This is a genomic window from Stenotrophomonas maltophilia group sp. Smal17 (assembly GCF_030237045.1).
Classification (GTDB): Bacteria; Pseudomonadota; Gammaproteobacteria; order Xanthomonadales; family Xanthomonadaceae; genus Stenotrophomonas; species Stenotrophomonas forensis.
The window spans coordinates 11698-26117 of record NZ_JASJSU010000055.1 but is presented as its reverse complement, the minus strand read 5'-3'; the positions used below and the strand labels follow the sequence as shown (position 1 = coordinate 26117).

Genomic DNA, 14420 nt, shown 5'->3' with positions numbered 1-14420 from the left:
CGGTTTCCGGGAGCCCTCCACCGGTAGAACGGACCCCGATGAAGATTCCCTTTGCAGCCGTACTCGCGCTCGCACTTGTTGTGCCCAGCGCCGCCTTCGCCAAGTCCACCGACCGCAACGAGAACATGGACATCGAGTCCGGCGCCCAGTCCGGCGTGCTCACCGGCGATGGCAAGACCGTGCTCTCGCAGGGCGTGACCATCACCCAGGGAACCCTGGACATCCGCTCGTCCGAAGCCGAGATCTACCTGAAGGATGGCGAGGCCGTGCGTGCCGTGTTCACCGGCAAGCAGGCCACCATGAAGCAGCAGCTCGACGATGGCACCTGGATGGACGCGGTGGCCGATCGCATCGACTACGACATCAAGACCGAGATCATCACCCTGACCGGCAACTACAAGGTCACCAGCGCGCGCGGCACCAACGCCGGCCAGCGCATGGTCTACAACACCCGCAGCGGTGAGATGAACTCCGGTGGCGACGGCAGCCGCGTGCGCACCGTCATTCCGCCGAAGAACAAGAACCCGGCCGCACAGCCGGCCAAGCCTGCCGGGAGCAAGAAGTAATGCTTGTCGCCAAGGGCCTGCGCAAACGCTACAAGCAGCGTGAAGTCGTCAAGGACTTCGGGCTGACCCTCGATGCCGGTGAAGTGGTCGGCCTGCTGGGCCCCAACGGTGCCGGCAAGACCACCTGCTTCTACATGATCGTCGGCCTGGTCGCGGCCGATGCGGGCAGCATCGTGCTCGACGGCCGCGACATCACCGGCGACCCGATGTACACCCGCGCCAAGCAGGGCGTGGGCTATCTGCCGCAGGAACCCTCGGTGTTCCGCAAGCTGACCGTGGCCGACAACATCCGCCTGGTGCTGGAACTGCGCGAGGACCTGGATTCGGCCGGCCGCGAACGCGAACTGAGCAGCCTGCTCGACGAACTGCAGCTGGGCCACGTTGCCGACCAGCTCGGCGCCAGCCTGTCCGGTGGCGAACGCCGTCGGTGCGAGATCGCCCGGGCACTGGCCGCGCAGCCGCGCCTGATCCTGCTCGACGAGCCGTTCGCCGGCGTCGATCCGATTTCGGTCGGCGAGATCCAGCGCATCGTCACCCATCTCAAGCAGCGTGGCATCGGCGTGCTGATCACCGATCACAACGTGCGCGAGACCTTGGGAATCTGCGACCGCGCGTATATCCTCGCCGAGGGTGCCGTACTGGCCCAGGGCTCGCCGGAGGCGATCCTGGACAACGCCGACGTACGCCGCGTCTACCTTGGGGATTCGTTCAAGCTGTGACGGCGGGCACCCGGGCACTTTCCATCCTTTCGGCACAGGTATGAAGACTCGGCTGCAGACATCGTTGGGACAGCAGCTGGTGCTCACGCCCCAGCTGCAGCAGGCGATCAAGCTGCTGCAGATGTCCACCACCGAGCTGGAGCTTGAGATCGCCCAGGCGGTGGAGAGCAATCCGCTGCTGGACTGGGCCGACAGCAACGACGGCCCTGCCGCCAACGAGGCCAGTGACGGCAACGACAGCGAAGCCCCCAGCGAACGCGCCGACGATGGCGACGACTGGGCGCCTGCCGAACTGGACTGGAGCGCCGCCGGCAGTGGCGGCAGTTTCGATGATGACGACGACACCGGCAGCGCCGCCGAGCGCGTGGCCGAAACCGAAACGCTGGCCGATCACCTGCTGTGGCAGCTGCACCTGTCGCATCTTTCGGCGCGCGACCGCAGCATCGGCGCCACGCTGATCGATGCGCTCGACGAAGACGGCTACCTGCGCGAGTCGCTGGCCACCATCGCTGAGACCCTGCTGCCGGCGACCCATGCCGACGAGGATGAGATCCTCGCGGTGCTGCATCGCATCCAGCGTTTCGATCCGGTCGGCGTGGCCGCGCGCACGCTCGGTGAATGCCTGCAGCTGCAACTGGACGTGTTGCCCGCCGACACGCCAGGGCTGGCGTTGGCGCGACAGATTGCCGCAGGCCCACTGGAACGGTTGCCTCGCAGCGGCGTTGCCGGGCTCGCCCATGAACTGAAGCAAGCGCCGGCCGACGTCGAGACCGCAGTCAACCTGCTGCGTTCGCTGGACCCTCGTCCAGGCACGCAGATTGCGCCGCTTTCGCAGGACACCTACGTGGTGCCCGACGTGGTGGTGTGGCGGCAGAACGGCGTCTGGCGCGCGGCACTGGCCGGCCACGCCGGGCCGAAGGTGGTGATCCACCGCGGCTACGAACAGCTCATCCGCCGCTGTGGCGAGGCCGATGCCGGCTATCTGCGCGCGCAGCTGCAGGAGGCACGCTGGCTGCTGAAAGGGCTGCAGCAGCGCGGCGAGACCCTGCTGCGGGTGGTGCGCAGCCTGATCCTGCAGCAGGCCGGATTCCTCGAATTCGGCGAACAGGCGCTGCGCCCGCTGACACTGCGCGAGATCGCCACCGAACTCGGCCTGCACGAATCCACGGTATCGCGCGCGATCGCGCGCAAGCATGTGCGCACGCCGCGCGGCACCCTGCCGCTACGCGCCTTCTTCGCGTCGGGCATCGATACCGAGGGCGGCGGCGAGGCGTCCAGCACGGCCATCCAGGCCATGATCCGGCGACTGATCGACGACGAGAACCCGCGCAAGCCGCTTTCTGACGCCAAGCTGGCTGACCTGCTCAAATCGTCGGGAATTCCAGTAGCGCGACGCACCGTGGCGAAGTATCGTGAAGCCATGAACATTTCCGCCTCGCACGAAAGGGTCAGAATCGCTTGACGCGCCGCCGCGCCCGGCGGAGAGGTTCATTGGCACATCCGAACACAGGAGAAACCCGATGCGCATCGAAACGTTTGGCAAAGATGTCGAAGTCACCCCGGCCCTGCAGTCCTATGTAGAGGAGAAGCTGGCCCGGATCGGAAAACACTTCGACCAGCACTGCGAAGCGCGGGTGACCCTCAAGCTGCAGAAGACCGAGCATCACGTCGACGCCAGCCTCAACATCCCGGGGCAGACCCTGCACGCCGAGGCCGGCGGCCAGACCATGTATGCCGCGATCGACCTGCTTGCGGACAAGCTTGACCGCCTTGTGATCAAGCACAAGGAGAAAAAACAGCAGCACGCGCCGCTGCCGGTGGGCGACAATGGTGGCTGATCGCCACCGTTCCCCGCAGACATGCCCCTGACTGACCTCCTGGCGGCCGTGCAGACCCAGCTCTGCACGGCCACCGACCGCGACAGCGTCCTGCAGGCCGCCGCCGGGTTGCTGGCCTGCCGCCAGGCCAATGCCGAACAGATCTACCTGAACCTGTGCCAGCGCGAAGCGCTGGGCAGTACCGCGATCGGCCACGGCATCGCCATTCCCCACGGCCGCGCGCCGACCCTGGACCGCCCCCGTGGCGCCCTGCTGCGGCTGGCTACCCCGGTCGACTTCGGTGGCGACGAGCCGGTGGACCTGGTGTTTGCGATGGCCGTCCCCGCCCACTACACCCACCAGCACCTGATGCTGCTGTCCGAGCTGGCCGAGTTGTTCTCCGCGCCCGGCATCCGCCAGGCGCTGCGCGCGGCCGGCGATGCCCGGGCCCTGCGCCAGGCCCTTGAGCTGACGCCACCTGCGAGCGCCGCATGAATACCAGCATCACCGCCCGTGAACTGTTCGAACAGCAGCGCGAGCGGCTGGGGCTGCGCTGGGCCGCCGGCAAGTCCGGCGAGAAGCGTGAACTGGAGGCCGGCAATACGGTCTCGCGGCGGCCCTCGCTGGCCGGCTACCTCAATGCGATCTACCCCAACAAGGTGCAGATTCTCGGCACCGAGGAGCTGTCCTGGCTGGACGCGCTGGAACCGCGCCAGCGCTGGGAGACCATCGAGAAGATCATGCAGTCGCACCCGCTGGCGCTGGTGCTGACCCGCAACCAGCCCTGCCCGGAAGACCTGCGCGCGGCCGCGGACGAGTCCGGTACGCCGCTGTGGCTGTCCCCCAAGCGCGGCCACGAACTGCTCAACCACCTGTCCTACCATCTGGCGCGCACGCTGGCACCACGCGTGATCCTGCATGGCGTGTTCATGGAGATCTACTCCATCGGCGTGCTGATCACCGGTGAGGCCGGGTCGGGCAAGAGCGAACTGGCGCTGGAGCTGCTCAGCCGCGGCCATCGCCTGGTGGCCGACGATGCACCCGAATTCACTCAGATCGCCCCCGACGTGCTCGACGGTACCTGCCCCGAACTGCTGCAGGACCTGCTGGAAGTGCGTGGGCTGGGCGTGCTGAACGTGCGCGAGATGTTCGGCGACACGGCTGTAAAGAAGAACAAGTACCTTCGGCTGATCGTCCATCTGACCAAACCGATGACCGAACCTACGCCACATGGCTACGAGCGCCTGACCGGCGATTCGGGTACCCGCCATGTGCTGGACCTGGACGTCCCGCTGATCACCCTGCCGGTGATGCCTGGCCGCAACCTGGCCGTGCTGACCGAGGCGGCCACCCGCCTGCATATCCTGCGCACCAAGGGCATCGATCCGGCGGCGATGTTCATCGCCCGCCACAGCAATCTGCTGGAACGGCGAACGCCCTGACCCCTGCCTTTCGAAGAGCCCGTCCATGAGCACCGCCGCCCCCACCGCCCCGACCCTGATCATCGTCAGCGGCCTGTCCGGCTCGGGTAAATCCGTGGCCCTGAAGACCTTCGAGGACCAGGACTACTACTGCTCGGACAACCTGCCGATCAACCTGCTCCCGGATTTCGTGCGCAGCCTGCTGGCCAACCACGATGGCAGCGCGCCGCGCCGGCTGGCGGTGGGCATCGACGTGCGCGGCCAGGCCGATCTTGGCCAGCTGGGCGACTGGCGGCAGCTGGCCACCGACGCCGGCGTGGAAGTGAAGGTACTGTTCTTCGAGGCCAGCGATGAAACGGTGCTCAAGCGCTATGCCGACACCCGTCGCCGGCATCCGCTGAGCCAGTTGGGCCTGTCACTGCCCGAGGCGATCGCGCGCGAGCGCGTGCTGACCGCCCCGCTGCGCCGCGAGGCCGATGCGGTGATCGACACCAGCGCGCTCAACGTGCACCAGCTGCGGCGACGGATCATCACCGAGTTCACCCTGGACCACGCCACCCGGCTGTCGCTGCTGTTCGAATCGTTCGCCTACAAGCGCGGCGTGCCGGCCGAGGCGGACTTCGTGTTCGACGCGCGCGTGCTGCCCAACCCGCACTGGGACCCGGAACTGCGCGCGCTGAGCGGCCGCGAGCCGGGCGTGCGCGACTACCTGGAAGCGCAGCCCGACGTGCAGCGCTACCTGGCCCAGCTGATGGACTTTCTCGATACCTGGCTGCCCAAACTGGGCGACGGCACCCGCAGCTACGTGACCGTGGCGTTCGGCTGTACCGGCGGCAAGCACCGCTCGGTGTTCCTGGCCGAGCGCATGGCCCGCCACGCGCGCGAGATGGGCTGGGAAGACGTGGCGACCTACCACCGCGAACAGGATTGAGGGGGCGGCCGGGCTGCACCCGGCACCCGCGGTAGTGCCGGCCGCTGGCCGGCAACAGCAACAGCAACAGCAAAAGCAAAAGCAAAAGCAAAAGCGGCATTCCGTGGAATGGCGGGGCGGTGTGGGTAGGCAGGACACGCCGTGAACCCGTCCTTGGGGGCTCGATGGCGCCATCCATGGCGCCAACGGTCCTGCCTACCCACACCACCCCGCCTCTGACAGATTCCGTGTGCTGTTGGTGGGTGTCGACCTTGGTCGACACGATGGATCCAGGCCATGCGTGGATGAACCTCTGTCAGGCATCGGAAAGACGGACAGGGTCGGATCGCTTTTTCGGCGAAACGGGCATACCAGCCGGGCAACGCTGAATACGGGACACAGTGCCCCTCTCCTGCTGCTATCGCCGATTCACCTTGACCTGTTAACGTGCAGTAATGACCTGTGGCATTCTCCTCGTAACACATCCCGGGGTCGGGACCGCCCTGCTTGAGGTGGCGACCCGGCTCCTGCGGCAATTGCCGCTGAAGACCGAAGCTTTCGAAGTACCGTTCGACGCAGACCTGGACGCCCTGCTCCCGCTCGCCTCGGCCGCCCTGCGGCGGGTCGACGGTGGGGAAGGCGTGCTGATCCTGACCGACCTGTACGGCGCCAGCCCCGCCAACCTTGCCGGGCAGCTGGCCCGGCTGGGGACCCCGGTTCGCCGGGTGTCGGCGCTGAGCCTGCCGATGTTGCTGCGGGTGATGAATTATCCGGAACAGGGACTGGATCAACTGCCCGCCACAGCCGCGGCGGGTACCCGTAATGGAGCGATAGTCGACGATGCTTGAACGAGAACTCACCGTGAGCAACCGCCTGGGGCTGCATGCCCGGGCCACCGCCAAGCTGGTGCAGACCCTGGCGCCGTTCCGCTGCAACGTGACCATGGCCGCCAAGGGCCGTGAGATCAACGCCAAAAGCATCATGGGCGTGATGCTGCTGGCTGCCGGCCAGGGCACTCCGGTCACCGTGCGCATCAACGGCGAGGACGAAGCCGCCGCGATGGAGGCGGTGGTCGGCCTGTTCGAACGCCGTTTCGACGAGGACAGCTGAGCGTGCCACGCGCACGCGCCGGCCAGCTCCCCTCCGGCCAGCGGCCGGTGCAGCTGCTGGCCGGCCATGGCGCAGCGCGCGGCACGGCCATGGGCCGCGCCCGCGTGCGCCTGCCGCATGCCCTGGAGGTGGCCGAACAGCGTGTCGCCGCCCACCAGGTCGAGGCCGAGCTCGCGCGCCTGCACCATGCGGTGGATGCGGCGCGCACGGAAATGCACGAGCTGCGCCAGCGCCTGCATGGGGCACTGAACCAGGAAGTGGGCGAGTTCCTCGACCTGCACGCGCTGCTGCTGGACGACCCCGAGCTGCTGTATGGCCTGGACGAACTGATCCGCAGCGGCCCGTACAGCGCCGGCTATGCGCTGCGCCTGCAGCGCGACCGCCTGGCCAGGGTCTTCGATGGCATGGACGATGCCTACCTGAAGAGCCGCATGGACGACCTGGACCATGTGATCGGCCGTATCCACGCCTTCCTGCAACCCGAGCGCCCGCCTGCGATGAAGGGCCTGGCCGGCGAGATCCTGGTCTGCGACAACATCGCCCCGTCCGAGCTGGCGCAGCTGCAGGCACAGGGCGTGGTCGGCATCGTCACCGCCGCCGGCAGCGCGCTGTCGCACAGCGCGATCCTGGCACGCAGCCTGCACCTGCCGCTGATCGTCAACGTACCGCAGCTGCTCAGCCGCATCGCCGATGGCGACGTGCTGATCATCGACGGCGCCGACGGCAGCATCACGGTCAACCCGCAGGCCGACAACCTGCGTGACTACCGCGCACGGCTGAAAGAGCATGCGCGCGAACAGCGCGAGCTGGGCCGCCTGCGCAGCAAGCCCAGCCGGACCCGCGACCAGGTCGACATCGCCCTGCTGGCCAACGCCGAATCGCTGGAGGACGTGACCCAGGCGCATGCGCTGGGCGCGCAGGGGCTGGGCCTGTACCGCACCGAATTCCTGTTCCTGCAGCGCAACGAGCTGCCGGACGAGGAAGAACAGTTCCAGACCTACCGCGATGCCGCGCTGGGCATGAGCGGGCGTCCGGTCACCATCCGCACGCTCGACCTGGGCGCGGACAAGGCCGATCGCACCGGCCTTACCTTGAGCAACGAAGAGAATCCGGCACTGGGCCTGCGCGGCGTGCGCCTGTCGCTGGCGCGGCCGAAGGTGGCCGACACCCAGCTGCGCGCGATCCTGCGCGCCTCGGCCTACGGCAAGCTGCGCGTGCTGGTTCCGATGGTCAGTACCCGCGAGGAGCTGCTGGCGGTGCGCCGGCGCATGCTCAAGCTGACCGAACAGCTGCGCGGCGAGGGCCACATGGTGTCCGACCATGTGCCGCTGGGCGCGATGATCGAAGTCCCCGCGGCCGCACTGGCGCTGGAGAGCTTCATCGATCTGGTCGATTTCCTGTCGATCGGTACCAACGACCTGGTGCAGTACCTGCTCGCCGCCGACCGCAACAACGAGGCGCTGGGCGAGCTCTACTCGCCGTTGCATCCGGCCGTGCTGCGGCTGCTGCAGATGGTGATCGACACCGGCGCGCGCCATCGCATCCCGGTGGCGGTCTGCGGCGAGATGGCCGGCGATGCCCGGATGACGCCACTGCTGCTGGCGCTGGGCCTGAGCGAGTTCAGCCTGCATCCCGGTACGTTGCTGGAGGTGCGCCGGGCGATCCGCGAGGCCGACCTGGGCGCCTTGCGCGCCCGCGCGACGAAGCTGCTGGCCGCGCGCGACCGCCGCGGCATCGAGCGCTGGCTGGCACTGGTGGCAGACACGCCCTGACCACCCAGGGTAGTACCGGCCGCTGGCCGGCAACCTCATGAACTTCGATGAGGACGATTGCCGGCCAGCGGCCGGCACTACCCTCACCCCAGCGGCTATGCGTTGAAACATCCCCTTGCGATAATGACGCGCTGAACACCCCTGTTGCCGCATCCTTGCCGGGATCGCGGCTTTTCTTATCCCGCGGGAGCTGCGATGGCTGAAGCTGTACGCCACGACAAGACTGCGCGCCAACTGCGGATGCTGTCCGATGCACTGGACAGCGGCCGGCTGGGGCCGGTGCGTCGGCTGGTCAACACCCTGGCCCCGGCCGAGATCGGCAACCTGCTCGAATCGCTGCCGCCGGGCAAGCGCGAGGTGGTGTGGGGCCTGGTCGATCCGGAAGATGACGGCGAGGTGCTGGTCCACGTCGGCGAGGACGTGCGCGAAAGCCTGCTCGCGGACATGGACCCGGACGAGATCATCGCCGCGGTCGAAGACCTGGACATCGACGACCTGGCCGACCTGGTCGAAGACCTGCCGGACACGGTCATCGACGAAGTCCTCAAGTCGATGGACCGCGAGAACCGCGAGCGCCTGGAACAGGTGCTGTCCTACCCCGAGGACAGCGCCGGCCGCCTGATGAATCCGGACGTGGTGACCGTGCGCGCCGACGTCAACGTCGATGTGGTGCTGCGCTACCTGCGCCTGCGCGGCGAACTGCCCGACCACACCGACCACCTGTTCGTGGTCAGCCGGCGGCACCAGTACCTCGGGCGGGTCTCGCTGGCCGCGCTGGTGACCCACGAGGACACCACCCCGATCAACCGCCTGATCGACGACGAGCAGCCGGCCATCGACGTCGGCGAGAGCGACCAGGAAGTGGCACGGCAGTTCTCCGACCATGACTGGATCTCCGCGCCAGTGGTGGACGACAACAACATCCTGATCGGCCGCATCACCATCGATGACGTGGTCGACATCATCCGCGGCCAGGCCGAGCACCAGGCGCTGGGCGCCGCCGGCCTGGACGAGGACGAGGATCTGTTCAGCCCGGTCTGGCGCGCCATGCGCCGGCGCCTGATGTGGCTGTCGGTGAACCTGTGCACCGCGTTCCTGGCCTCCAGCGTGGTCGGCCACTTCGAAGGCACCATCGACAAGCTGGTGGCGTTGGCGGTGCTGATGCCGATCGTGGCCGGCCTGGGTGGCAATGCCGGCACCCAGGTGCTGGCGCTGATGGTGCGCGGCCTGGCGCTGGGCCAGGTGGGCGCGTCCAATGCGCGCACGCTGCTGTGGAAGGAAGTGCGGGTCGCCCTGTTGAACGGCGTGATGCTGGGTTCGGTGCTGGGGCTGATCGTGCTGGCCTGGTTCCACTCGCCCGGCCTGTCGGCAGTGATCGCGATCGCGCTGACCTGCAACCTGCTGTTCGCCGCGCTGGCCGGCGTGCTGGTGCCACTGACGCTCAAACGCTTCGGCTTCGACCCGGCGCTGGCCAGCGGCATCTTCCTGACCGCAGTAACCGACTCGATGGGCTTCTTCACCTTCCTCGGCCTGGCCACCCTGGTGCTGCTGCACTGAACCCTGCAGGGTCGGATCCCCGCCACGCGGGGCTCTGCCCCGATCCCAACTGGAACACCCATGGCAACAACGATCGAAAACTACTTCCAGCCCGGCTGGCGCGACCAGCAGCACACCTGCCCGGCCTGCGAATGGAAGGGCAGCTCGCGCGGCATGGAGATGGAACTGGACGAGGACGCAACCGAGTACGACTGCCCGGTCTGCGAGAACCCGTTGCTGGTGGTACTGCACCCGGACATGGCGCAGGTGCAGGCCGCCGCCGCCGAAGGCAATGCCGAAGCACAGGAACAGCTGGACATCATCGCCAGTTTCCCGCGCCCGCAGTGACGCGGCGCATGATGCCGCGTTGACGACGGCGGACTACGATGGAGGCGTTCCCGCCGCCCCAGGAATTCCCATGGTCCGTTCCATGTCGCGCTGGCTGCCGCTGCTGGCCCTGCTGATGATGACCGGTTGTGCCTCGCTGCCGGACAGCGCGCGTGGTCGCTTCGAAGCCCGCGCAGTCAAAGTGGACGGCGAGACCGCCTACTACCAGGTGTTCATTCCGGCCGGGCTGAAGGCCCCGGCGTCCGCCAGTGTTCCGGTCATCCTGTTCCTGCATGGCTCGGGCGAGCGCGGCAGTGACGGCATCAGGCAGACCCACGCGGGGCTGGGCCCTTATCTGCGCGAGCATCCCGACTTCCCGGCCCTGGTTGTCTTCCCGCAGGCGGCAAAACACTCGGAATGGAGCGGCCACAACAACCGCATGGCCGTAGCCGCGCTGGACGCAACAATCGCCGAGTTTGGCGCCGACCCTTCGCGCCAGTACCTGACCGGCATGTCGATGGGCGGCTACGGCAGCTGGAACATCGCCCTGGACGACCCACGCCGCTTTGCCGCGATCGTGCCGGTATGCGGCGCCGTGCTGGCACCGCGCGCGAAGCGACCGACCCTGTTCGTCGAGCAGGTCGCGCATGAGTCCGATCCTTACGCGGTGATCGCCCAGCGCCTGCAGCACGCACCGATCTGGATCTTCCACGGCGCACTGGATGATGTGGTGCCACCGGACGACGACCGCAGGCTGCACAGTGCCTTCCAGAGCGCCAACGCGCGCGACGTGCGCTACACCGAGTACCCGGAAGGCAACCACAACGCCTGGGACGCCACCTACGCCGATCCGGCGATGTGGGCCTGGCTATTCGCGCAGAAGCGCTGAACCACCGGCATGGGTGGGTGCCAACCTTGGTTGGCACTCCCTGCTCTGGTAGTTGCCAACCTTGGTTGGCACTGACTTACCCGAAACCAGACCATTCCCCGATGTTCACGGCAAGCAGGCACGCCCATGCTTGCTCCATGCAGAACACCAGACTCCTGATCGGCCGCCGCTCCAGCGTCGGCCTCAGCTACATCCTCACCACGGTCGTAACCGACCGCGCCCCGCTGTTCGCCAACGACGGTGCCGCCGTTCTCGCAGTACGGGAGTTCCAACGACTTGATCAGGAAGGCTTCACCCGCTCAATTGCCTACGTGGTCATGCCCGACCACATCCACTGGCTGGTCGAGCTGCGCGCAGGCACGCTGGAAACTGTCATGAAGCGCTTCAAGTCACGCACGGCGCAGCAGGCAAACCGGCTGTTGGGGAGGGTCGGGCGCTTTTGGCAGGCCTGTTATCACGATCACGCGATCCGCTCGGATGAATCGCTGTACCGGCATGCGCTGTATCTGATGGGGAACCCGATCAGGGCCGGGCTGACGACACAGCTGGGGCAGTATCCGCATGCATGGTGCGAATGGGAGCTTGGCGACACATGTGATTGCGTAGATGAACGTGCCAACCAAGGTTGGCACCTACCAAGGCAATGAGTGCCAACCGACGGTTGGCACCCACCAGAGCGGTCAGCCCAGCAGGGTTTCCAGCACGGCCATGCGCACGGCGACGCCGTTGGCGACCTGGCGCAGTACCCACGACTGCGGGCCGTCGGCCACCTCGTCGGTCACTTCCACGCCGCGGTTGATCGGGCCCGGGTGCAGCACGGCAGCATCCTTGCCGGCGCGCGCCAGGCGTTCGTTGGTCAGCCCGTACTCGGCGTGGTACTGCTCCAGCGACGGCACCAGGCCTTCTTCCATGCGCTCGCGCTGCAGGCGCAGCATCATCAGCGCGTCGACACCTTCCAGCATGGCGTCGAAATCATCGCCGACCACGCAGCCCTTCAGGGTCTCGTCGTCCGGCAGCAGCGACTGCGGGCCGCATACGCGGATCTCGCCCACGCCCAGGGTACGCAGCGCATGCAGGTCGGTGCGGGCCACGCGCGAGTGCTTCACGTCGCCGACAATCACCACCTTCAGCTTCGAGAAGTCCGGGCCCTTGGCCTGGCGCAGGGTCAGCATGTCCAGCAGGCCCTGGGTCGGGTGCGAGCTGCGGCCGTCGCCGGCATTGATCAGTGCGGTGCCCTCGCCCGCCGCTTCAGCCAGTGCGGCGACGGCGCCATCATCGGGGTGGCGCACCACGAAGCCGCGCACGCCCATCGCTTCCAGGTTGCGCAGCGTGTCGCAGGCGGTTTCGCCCTTGCGCGTGGACGAGGTCGAGGCATCGAAGTTCAGCACGTCGGCGCCCAGGCGCTGCGCGGCCAGCTGGAACGAGCTGCGGGTGCGGGTGGACGGTTCGAAGAACAGCGTGCATACCGCCGAACCGGCCAGCACGTGCCGCTTGTTGCCGACGCGGCCGACCGCGGCGTCGCGGATCTGCCCGGCGCGGTCGAGCAGCTGCAGCAGGGTTTCGCGCGGCAGCCCCTCAAGGGTCAACAGGTGGCGCAGGCGTCCGGAGGCATCGATTTGCTGGGCGGTCATGGCGGGAGTCGTGCAGTCAGGGAATGGGGGTGGCGTCGTCGGGAGACGACAGCCAGCGATCGATGATCACCGCCGCGGCCACGGCGTCGAGGGCGGCCGCATCGCGGCGGCGCTTGCGCCCTTCGGCGCGCTCGACGGCGAAGCGGCGGGCGGCCTCGACCGAGCTGGAACGCTCGTCGATCATCACCACCGGCAGCTTGAAGCGTTCCCGCAGCTGGCGGGCAAAGCCCTGCGCGCGCTTGCGGTTGGGCTGGTCCTGGCCGTCCAGGGTCAGCGGGTCGCCAACGACCAGGCCATCGGGCTTCCATTCCTTGAGCAGGCGTTCGATCGCCGCCCAGTCCGGCCCATTGCCGTGCACATCGACCACGGCCACTGCGCGTGCATGGGCGGCGAAGGCACTGCCGATGGCCACGCCGATACGCCGCGAACCCACATCGAAACCCAGAACCGTGCCGTCGCGGCGGATGGCCGGGGCAGCAGACACCGGTGCAGGGGCCGCCGGATCAGACATGGCCGCTGTAGTCGGTCAATCGGAACAGATCCACGCCGATGCGCGAGGCCGCGCCTTGCCAGCGCTGTTCCAGCGGCAGCTGGAACACCAGCTCGGCATCGGCCGGCACGGTCAGCCAGCTGTTCTCGGCCAGCTCGCTTTCCAGCTGCCCTGCGCCCCAGCCGGCGCAGCCGAGGGTGACCACGGCGTTGGCCGGGCCTTCGCCGCGCGCCATCGCTTCAAGGATGTCGCGCGAGGTGGTCAGGTACAGGCCCTCGCCCACGGTCAGGCTGGAATCCCATGCCCGTGCATCATCGTGGATGACGAAGCCGCGTTCGGGGTGCACCGGGCCGCCATTGAGCACCATGCGCGCCTGCAGGTCGCCGTCGCCGGTGGTGATGTCCATCTGTGCGAGCACCTCGCCCAGGGTGTATTCGGACGGCTGGTTGACCAGCACGCCCATCGCGCCGTTCTCGTCGTGCTGGCAGATCAGCGCGACGCTGCGGGCGAAGGTCGCGTCGAGCAGCGACGGCAGCGCGACGAGCAGGTGATCGGCAAGGGAGGTCGGCGTTACTGGCATGGCGCCATTCTAGCGGCTGGGCGCGCCGGGCGCCTCCACCCGGCGGTCACGGCGCGCATAATGGCCAGCCCGTACCGCAGGAATTCAACGTGTCCGGCTACTGCCTCATCGCACCGGGCCATCCGGTGCACGATTACTACCACGCCAACGAGTACGGCTTCCCGCAGCGCGACGAGCGCGAGCTGTTCGAACGGCTGGTGCTGGAAATCAACCAGGCCGGCCTGAGCTGGGAGACCATCCTGAAGAAGCGCGAAGGCTTCCGCGCGGCCTATGACGGCTTCGATGTGGACCGCGTGGCGGCCTATGCCGAGCAGGACATCGAACGGCTGCTGTCGGATGCGGGCATCATCCGCAACCGGCTGAAGGTGCTGGCGGCGATCCACAACGCGCAGGTGATCCAGCAGCTGCGGGCCAGCCATGGCAGCTTCGCCGGCTGGCTCGATGCCCACCACCCGCGCAGCAAGGCTGATTGGGTGAAGCTGTTCAAAAAGACCTTCCGCTTCACTGGCGGCGAGATCACCGGCGAGTTCCTGATGAGCCTGGGCTACCTGCCCGGTGCGCACGCCGCGGACTGCCCGGTGCATGCGCGGCTGCTGAAACTGTCGCCACCGTGGTTGCAGGCCTCCCGGTAGTGGGGGGGGGGGGGGGGGGG

18 protein-coding genes are annotated in these 14420 nt (G+C 67.7%); 15 read left to right on the top strand and 3 right to left on the bottom strand.

Annotated elements, in window-relative coordinates; genetic code table 11:
• Nucleotides 1-38 precede the first annotated feature (38 nt).
• The 14 genes from lptA to QRO93_RS14360 all read left to right on the top strand — a co-directional run bounded on the left by lptA (nucleotide 39) and on the right by QRO93_RS14360 (nucleotide 11714).
• Entirely contained in the window at nucleotides 39-566 is a 528-nt protein-coding gene (gene lptA / locus QRO93_RS14425) for a lipopolysaccharide transport periplasmic protein LptA (RefSeq protein ID WP_008267488.1), read from the top strand.
• Complete coding sequence (gene lptB / locus QRO93_RS14420) at nucleotides 566-1285, top strand: LPS export ABC transporter ATP-binding protein (RefSeq protein ID WP_053449007.1); 720 nt, start codon at nucleotides 566-568, stop codon at nucleotides 1283-1285. Before lptA ends, lptB begins: the two co-directional genes overlap by 1 nt.
• Nucleotides 1286-1325: 40 nt before the next feature.
• Nucleotides 1326-2747, top strand: coding sequence for an RNA polymerase factor sigma-54 (locus QRO93_RS14415; RefSeq protein ID WP_180879630.1), 1422 nt, complete (start codon nucleotides 1326-1328; stop codon nucleotides 2745-2747).
• 58 nt (nucleotides 2748-2805) lie between these two features.
• Nucleotides 2806-3123 (top strand): ribosome hibernation-promoting factor, HPF/YfiA family, encoded by a 318-nt coding sequence (hpf, locus tag QRO93_RS14410; protein ID WP_005415556.1) that lies wholly within the window; start codon nucleotides 2806-2808, stop codon nucleotides 3121-3123.
• Between the two features lie 21 nt (nucleotides 3124-3144).
• Nucleotides 3145-3597: a PTS sugar transporter subunit IIA gene (locus QRO93_RS14405; protein ID WP_053449005.1), complete on the top strand. Its 453-nt coding sequence runs from the start codon at nucleotides 3145-3147 to the stop codon at nucleotides 3595-3597.
• Nucleotides 3594-4544 (top strand): HPr(Ser) kinase/phosphatase, encoded by a 951-nt coding sequence (gene hprK / locus QRO93_RS14400; RefSeq protein ID WP_004147299.1) that lies wholly within the window; start codon nucleotides 3594-3596, stop codon nucleotides 4542-4544. The genes QRO93_RS14405 and hprK overlap by 4 nt, the downstream gene beginning before the upstream one ends.
• A 25-nt stretch (nucleotides 4545-4569) precedes the next feature.
• Nucleotides 4570-5454 carry an RNase adapter RapZ gene (gene rapZ / locus QRO93_RS14395; RefSeq protein WP_053449004.1) on the top strand — a complete coding sequence of 295 codons (885 nt, stop codon included), beginning with the start codon at nucleotides 4570-4572 and terminating at the stop codon, nucleotides 5452-5454.
• Between the two features lie 434 nt (nucleotides 5455-5888).
• Nucleotides 5889-6281, top strand: a complete 393-nt coding sequence (locus tag QRO93_RS14390) for a PTS sugar transporter subunit IIA (RefSeq protein ID WP_006422749.1) — start codon at nucleotides 5889-5891, stop codon at nucleotides 6279-6281.
• A complete protein-coding gene (locus tag QRO93_RS14385; protein WP_005408385.1) occupies nucleotides 6274-6543 on the top strand; it encodes an HPr family phosphocarrier protein in 270 nt (89 codons plus the stop codon). Before QRO93_RS14390 ends, QRO93_RS14385 begins: the two co-directional genes overlap by 8 nt.
• Before the next feature lie 2 nt (nucleotides 6544-6545).
• The gene (gene ptsP / locus QRO93_RS14380; RefSeq protein ID WP_053449003.1) at nucleotides 6546-8315 is read left to right on the top strand and encodes a phosphoenolpyruvate--protein phosphotransferase; all 1770 of its coding nucleotides are present in this window, start codon (nucleotides 6546-6548) and stop codon (nucleotides 8313-8315) included.
• A gap of 195 nt (nucleotides 8316-8510) precedes the next feature.
• A complete protein-coding gene (gene mgtE / locus QRO93_RS14375; protein ID WP_008266103.1) occupies nucleotides 8511-9872 on the top strand; it encodes a magnesium transporter in 1362 nt (453 codons plus the stop codon).
• Nucleotides 9873-9932: 60 nt separating this feature from the next.
• Nucleotides 9933-10199: a hypothetical protein gene (locus tag QRO93_RS14370; protein ID WP_053449002.1), complete on the top strand. Its 267-nt coding sequence runs from the start codon at nucleotides 9933-9935 to the stop codon at nucleotides 10197-10199.
• Nucleotides 10200-10269: 70 nt separating this feature from the next.
• Nucleotides 10270-11067, top strand: a complete 798-nt coding sequence (locus QRO93_RS14365; RefSeq protein ID WP_180879632.1) for a prolyl oligopeptidase family serine peptidase — start codon at nucleotides 10270-10272, stop codon at nucleotides 11065-11067.
• A 137-nt stretch (nucleotides 11068-11204) separates the two neighbouring features.
• Nucleotides 11205-11714 carry an REP-associated tyrosine transposase gene (locus tag QRO93_RS14360; protein WP_180879635.1) on the top strand — a complete coding sequence of 170 codons (510 nt, stop codon included), beginning with the start codon at nucleotides 11205-11207 and terminating at the stop codon, nucleotides 11712-11714.
• A gap of 33 nt (nucleotides 11715-11747) precedes the next feature.
• On the opposite strand, the gene QRO93_RS14355 is transcribed toward QRO93_RS14360, so the two are convergent.
• The 3 genes from QRO93_RS14355 to QRO93_RS14345 are packed head-to-tail and all read right to left on the bottom strand — an operon-like array spanning nucleotide 11748 to nucleotide 13768.
• Nucleotides 11748-12698, bottom strand: a complete 951-nt coding sequence (locus QRO93_RS14355; RefSeq protein WP_049456205.1) for an aspartate carbamoyltransferase catalytic subunit — start codon at nucleotides 12696-12698, stop codon at nucleotides 11748-11750.
• A 16-nt stretch (nucleotides 12699-12714) separates the two neighbouring features.
• Complete coding sequence (gene ruvX, locus QRO93_RS14350) at nucleotides 12715-13182, bottom strand: Holliday junction resolvase RuvX (RefSeq protein WP_180879650.1); 468 nt, start codon at nucleotides 13180-13182, stop codon at nucleotides 12715-12717.
• 19 nt (nucleotides 13183-13201) lie between these two features.
• Complete coding sequence (locus QRO93_RS14345; protein ID WP_006422622.1) at nucleotides 13202-13768, bottom strand: YqgE/AlgH family protein; 567 nt, start codon at nucleotides 13766-13768, stop codon at nucleotides 13202-13204.
• An 89-nt stretch (nucleotides 13769-13857) separates the two neighbouring features.
• On the opposite strand from QRO93_RS14345, the gene QRO93_RS14340 reads away from it, so the two are divergent.
• Nucleotides 13858-14400 carry a DNA-3-methyladenine glycosylase I gene (locus QRO93_RS14340; RefSeq protein WP_180879637.1) on the top strand — a complete coding sequence of 181 codons (543 nt, stop codon included), beginning with the start codon at nucleotides 13858-13860 and terminating at the stop codon, nucleotides 14398-14400.
• Nucleotides 14401-14420: the final 20 nt, after the last annotated feature.